The sequence below is a fragment of the Rhodanobacter sp. A1T4 genome, from assembly GCF_014207185.1.
In the GTDB taxonomy this organism is placed as follows: domain Bacteria; phylum Pseudomonadota; class Gammaproteobacteria; order Xanthomonadales; family Rhodanobacteraceae; genus Rhodanobacter.
Genome location: NZ_JACHCP010000028.1, coordinates 1 through 1692 on the forward strand (window position 1 = coordinate 1; position 1692 = coordinate 1692).

1 protein-coding gene and 1 pseudogene are annotated in these 1692 nt (G+C 61.0%); both read right to left on the reverse strand.

The window, feature by feature from the left end:
• Positions 1-54 precede the first annotated feature (54 nt).
• Positions 55-840 (reverse strand): integrase core domain-containing protein, encoded by a 786-nt coding sequence (locus HDE80_RS21985; RefSeq protein ID WP_184674457.1) that lies wholly within the window; start codon positions 838-840, stop codon positions 55-57.
• Between the two features lie 438 nt (positions 841-1278).
• Positions 1279-1692, reverse strand: a pseudogene (locus tag HDE80_RS21990) (hypothetical protein); the annotation flags it as partial.

The window sequence follows — 1692 nt, forward strand, 5'->3', positions numbered from 1 at the left end:
GCAGCGACTGGCCTTCCGTCATGCGGACAGGCGTGTGATTTATTGCAGGTGGTCTTAGCGTTGCAAGTATTCACCTTGCAGCAATCCGTCCCACGCCTCGAACCATGCCCGGCGGATCGGCCGGCGTCGGATATCGCATCGGTTCCACGCCTCTATCGGCGTGCGCCCTTGCAGATGCTGGTGCGGTCGCACGTGGTTGTACCAGATACGAAACACCGACAGTGAGGCGTTCAGTGCAACCCGGTCGGCGACGGCCCAGCGATCGAGTTTGGCCTTGAGCGTGCCGAAGAAACGTTCGATGCGGCCATTTTGCCAAGGGCAGTGCGGCTCGGTGGTCTGGTGGCGGATGCCCAGCAGTGCCAGGCTGGTACGGCATAGCCTGCTCTGAAAGATCGGCTCGTTATCGGTGCGGATCGCGCTGGGTTTGCCGTGCCGTTCAACGGCATCGCACAAAGCCCGCACGATAGAGATCGCGGATTTATCCCTGAGTGCATCAAGCGTCAAGCAGCGTCGAGTGCCGTGATCGACGATGCCGAGCAAGAAATGCAGCGTGCCTTTTTCGTCGGTTTTGCCGGTGCCATCCATGCCCCACACACGATTGGGTTGACCGGACTGGTAGGTGCGCCGCTTGAGTTCCCGTCGACGCTGCAGAATATCGGCGCGATGTCGCTTGAGCAATGTGGCGACAAAGCTCTTGCCGATGGTCCGACTATCGCTCATGTGGCGGCGATTGAAGATATCGGCCAGCCGACGGCAGCTCATCGCCGGATCGCGTGCTGCCAGCGCCAGGAGTTCCTCACGTACCCAGCTGGGCTTGGCACGTGCGTGCACCGGCGACACGATCGGGAAAGCCCGATGGCAAGAGCGCCGTAACGATACGGCGGATACTGCGCGTGACGGACCCAGCCAGAGCAAGCACCGGTTGATCAAGCATCGCCACTGGGTCAGCCAGAAGCACAGCCAAGGGAAGCAGGGCATGAGGGCGTTTCGCGGAGAAAGTCAAAGACTCATCCGTGATGGCCGCTTTTTGTTTAGCTCTCCGCTTCGGTTTTTTTAGGCCTATCTACACCAGCGTTGACGCCAAGGGTGACTTACAACTGCAGCGGAGAGATTGTGCTGAAGCACGATGACGCGGCGGAAAAGGGGACTGGGGTAGTTAAGTTGGTGGCGAATTCTTTTCACCCCATGGTGGCGGACGCCGAGAAGGCGTGCCGCCCCATACTTTTTGCCTCCCTGTCGGCAACGTTGCTGATCACGGGGAAGCCATCATGCCATCCGTCATATGGCGCCAGTCGTCATGGCCTGAGTGTCGTGAGTAGCTATATTTGCCCCCGATCTTTTTCCGGTCAGCCGCCACGCGGAATGCGGCAGGGTGTCCGCAGGCAAACACGCTCGCCCCGCATGGTAGACGCACCGCTCTTCGCCCACGCCAGTTTGCGAACCGCGTGCCGCCTTGAGCCTCTGCGATTCCACCTGGCGGATGATCTCGCGCACAGCCCGCGCGTCGTTGAAGATGGCATGCCCCAGCAGCGACAGCGTGTGATCGGCCAGCTCGGCGTCGTTGCTGGCGGTCACCACGTCGCCATGGGCCGCAATCATGTCGATCAGCTGGTTGAGCGTATCGACCTGATCCAGGGTCATGCCGAAGAGGTAGCGCCCACCCGCATCGCCGGGCATCACCTCCGCGGCTTC